The sequence below is a fragment of the Chitinimonas sp. genome, from assembly GCF_036568685.1.
In the GTDB taxonomy this organism is placed as follows: Bacteria; Pseudomonadota; Gammaproteobacteria; order Burkholderiales; family Chitinimonadaceae; genus Chitinimonas.
Map to the genome: position 1 here is coordinate 1 of NZ_DATCSC010000109.1, position 2,748 is coordinate 2,748.

Genomic DNA, 2,748 nt, shown 5'->3' on the forward strand with positions numbered 1-2,748 from the left:
CACCAGTTGGCGGCCGTGGCGGGCCTGGCGATCAACACCGGCGCCTACTACACCGGCGCCCGCGCGGTGAACGTACAGAACCAGGCCTTTATCCCCGGCGTGACCCTGTTCAACGCCGGCGTGAGCTACCGCACCAAGCAGATCGGCAAGGACACGGTATTCCGCCTGAACGTGGAGAACCTGGCCGACAAGCGCTACTGGAATGCTGCCGGCAACCGGCTACTGGGCGTGGGTAGCTCGCGGACGGTGAAGGTGTCGATGAAAACGCAATTTTGACGATTGCGCCGTGAGGGCACCTAGCGGATCTCGGGCAGAAAGCCCTGCTTGCGTAGGAACAGCTCCTGCTGGGCCATGCCGTCGGCCCGGGCCTTCGGGTCCGGGTCGTAGTCGCCTTCCTGCTGGGCCAGGTTGCGCGTGAGCAAGTGGCCCAAGCCGGCATACACATGCAGGTCGCACGGCCGGCCCTGCTCGGCCAGCTGCGCGCAGTAGCGCTGTACGCCACGCAGCGGGCTGAGGGTGTCGCACTCGCCATGCACGATGGAGGTAGGCGGCGTGGCCGGCCCGACATGGCGCGCGGGCGACAGTGCGGCGGCGGTCGCCCGCCCTTGCAGCTTGGCGCTGAACCAGCCGTCGTCGACCAGATCGAGCGCCGGGGACCATAGCAAGAGTGCATCGGGACCGACCGGCCTCCCCGCCAGGCCATCCTGCGGGCAGCCTATGGTGACGGTGGCCGCCACCAGCTGGCCGCCGGCCGATACCCCGTAGCCGGCCAGCAGGCCCGAGAGCCCAAGCTCGGCCGCGTGTGCCCGCACCCACTGGAAGGCCGCGCAGGCATCGCCCAGCGCGTCGACGGGAGTGACTTCGCCCTCCGAGAGCCGGTACTGGATGGCAATGGCCACCAAGCCCAAATCCGCAAACCGGCGCGCTCGGGGGAAGACCCAATCCGCCCCACCGGCGCTCCAGCCACCACCGTGGAACAGCAGTATGGCGGGCGCCTTGCCATCGGCACGACGCGCCGGAGGTTGGAACACATAGGCGTGCAGCGCTTGATCGCCTATCTCGCGATAGACATGGCTGCTGGCAGGCGAAGGCGTGTCTGGTTGGGCGTCTACCGGCGCAGGTACTGCGAGCAGTGCGGAAGTAACCACTATCCAAGGCCAAGCTTTCATCCGCGCCTCCGTCTTGTGATGGTGCTTGGGGCTTTAGCGGCGCAAAGCTGCTTGGCAACACCTCACCCCCTGCGAGTCACTGAAACATAGCCCGCCGCGAACAACTACGGCTGTCAGATCGCCTGGTTCAGAACAGGACCATGAACGCGAACGCGCAATACAGGCACCAAGGCAGGGGCAAGGCAAACAGCACCACCTTCCAGCCTTGGTAATGCTCGGGGGCTGGTGGCCTATCGGGTGCAGAGAACAGGCGGGCGTAGCGTTGCAGGGTGTAGACGTAGGCAGGCATCAGCAGTACGCAGCCGGCAGCGACGGCAAACGTAGCGGGATCAAATTCCTTGCCTACCCTTATCAACCAGATCCCGAACCACAGCCCTTCCAGCAGCAGCGGCCACTTCAGGCTGCGCCAGCCCAGTGGTTCGGCAGCGCCGTGAGCGATAACAACGGGCAGATAGCACCAGAGCGCGGCGGCACCGACAAAGAGGGTAAACAGCCCCATTGCAAGCGGCAGCGGCTCCCCGATCAGCACAGAGGGGCCGCCGATGGCGAACCGAATAACGTAGGCCCACCACAGCCAAGTACCAACAGTGGGCTGGCACTCCCGGAAGAGCCAGGGGCCAAGCAGCCAGCGCAGTATCGCCAGACCCAGCACGAAGGTGAGAAAGCAGCAGAGCTGCGAGAGCAACACGCCCAACCAGAAAGGAAGCGCGGGCTCCAACCATTGGCGGTTCGCAATAGCGCCAATGAAGAGCAGGAACCACAGCCCGCCCAGGACGCCATAGCAATACAAGGGCACCAGCCCTTTGGCCATGATCTTGGCCCAGATGGGTCTAGCCATAGTGATGGACAATATCCCGCAACAAAGCGGCATCTTGCTCGGTCATCGAAGCCAGATGCATTGGGCTCATGTCCGCCAGAATCCCTTTCACCGGTATCTCAGGCTCGGCGATCAGCTGCAAGAGCGCCGTGCGCTGCTCGGCGCTTGGCACATAGCGCGTCACCAGCGAGGTCAGGCTGCTTCGTAGTTCGTCGTAGGTCATCAAGATAGCCAGATTGGATCACCGACCAAGGCGTCGTACTCAGCCAGCGACCTGGCACTGTCTATCATGTGCCTGGGCATGTCGGTGACGATGACCCTGACCGGCTCGTACACATAACCAGGGTGGGCCTTGAACGCCTCATAGTTCAACTTGGCGGATTCCACGCAGTAATCAAAATGCTCGAAATAGCGCGCAAACATGGTTGCCAAGGAGGGCGCGCCCAAATCCAGCCTAGAGTCCGGCGTCTTCACCTCAGCCAGCCTATCTGGCCCAAGGTAAGTAGAAGGCAGTGAAGAAAAGTGATCCCAGACCTTGCGCATCTTCCTTGTCGCCAACTCAAGCTCATCAAGGCGGAGATAGCGGCGGTAAAGCCTGTCCGTCAGCACGCGCCAGCCTTCCGGCCGGGATAGACACGTCGTCAGCGCCAACCGACTATGCGGTCAGCGCCAGCGGCGCGGGTTGGAGCTTCCCCCCTATTCTCTAAAATCGGGTGCATATCGCGGCAGTTATTAACGTCTTGGCCGTCGCACCCCTGCTGC

At 63.2% G+C, this 2,748-nt stretch carries 5 protein-coding genes; 1 reads left to right on the forward strand and 4 read right to left on the reverse strand.

The features are described from left to right. Nucleotides 1-276, forward strand: a 276-nt coding sequence (locus tag VIM95_RS15620; RefSeq protein ID WP_331987515.1) for a hypothetical protein, incomplete at its 5' end; no start/stop codon positions are given. A gap of 20 nt (nucleotides 277-296) precedes the next feature. Here VIM95_RS15620 and VIM95_RS15625 read toward each other — a convergent pair. The 4 genes from VIM95_RS15625 to VIM95_RS15640 form a co-directional block, all read right to left on the reverse strand. After that, the gene (locus tag VIM95_RS15625) at nucleotides 297-1,169 is read right to left on the reverse strand and encodes an alpha/beta hydrolase (RefSeq protein WP_331987519.1); all 873 of its coding nucleotides are present in this window, start codon (nucleotides 1,167-1,169) and stop codon (nucleotides 297-299) included. Between the two features lie 127 nt (nucleotides 1,170-1,296). Next, nucleotides 1,297-2,007, reverse strand: a complete 711-nt coding sequence (locus VIM95_RS15630) for a hypothetical protein (protein WP_331987522.1) — start codon at nucleotides 2,005-2,007, stop codon at nucleotides 1,297-1,299. Continuing rightward, nucleotides 2,000-2,209, reverse strand: a complete 210-nt coding sequence (locus tag VIM95_RS15635) for a hypothetical protein (RefSeq protein WP_331987523.1) — start codon at nucleotides 2,207-2,209, stop codon at nucleotides 2,000-2,002. Before VIM95_RS15635 ends, VIM95_RS15630 begins: the two co-directional genes overlap by 8 nt. Continuing rightward, on the reverse strand, nucleotides 2,209-2,637 hold the full coding sequence (locus tag VIM95_RS15640) for a hypothetical protein (RefSeq protein WP_331987524.1): 429 nt from the start codon (nucleotides 2,635-2,637) through the stop codon (nucleotides 2,209-2,211). Before VIM95_RS15640 ends, VIM95_RS15635 begins: the two co-directional genes overlap by 1 nt. Between the last annotated feature and the right edge of the window lie 111 nt (nucleotides 2,638-2,748).

Excerpts from the sequence above, each read along its gene's own strand:
- VIM95_RS15630 (WP_331987522.1), bottom strand. The coding sequence starts at position 2,007 with ATGGCTAGACCCATCTGGGCCAAGATCATGGCCAAAGGGCTGGTGCCC.
- VIM95_RS15635 (WP_331987523.1), bottom strand. The coding sequence starts at position 2,209 with ATGACCTACGACGAACTACGAAGCAGCCTGACCTCGCTGGTGACGCGC.
- VIM95_RS15625 (WP_331987519.1), bottom strand. The coding sequence starts at position 1,169 with ATGAAAGCTTGGCCTTGGATAGTGGTTACTTCCGCACTGCTCGCAGTA.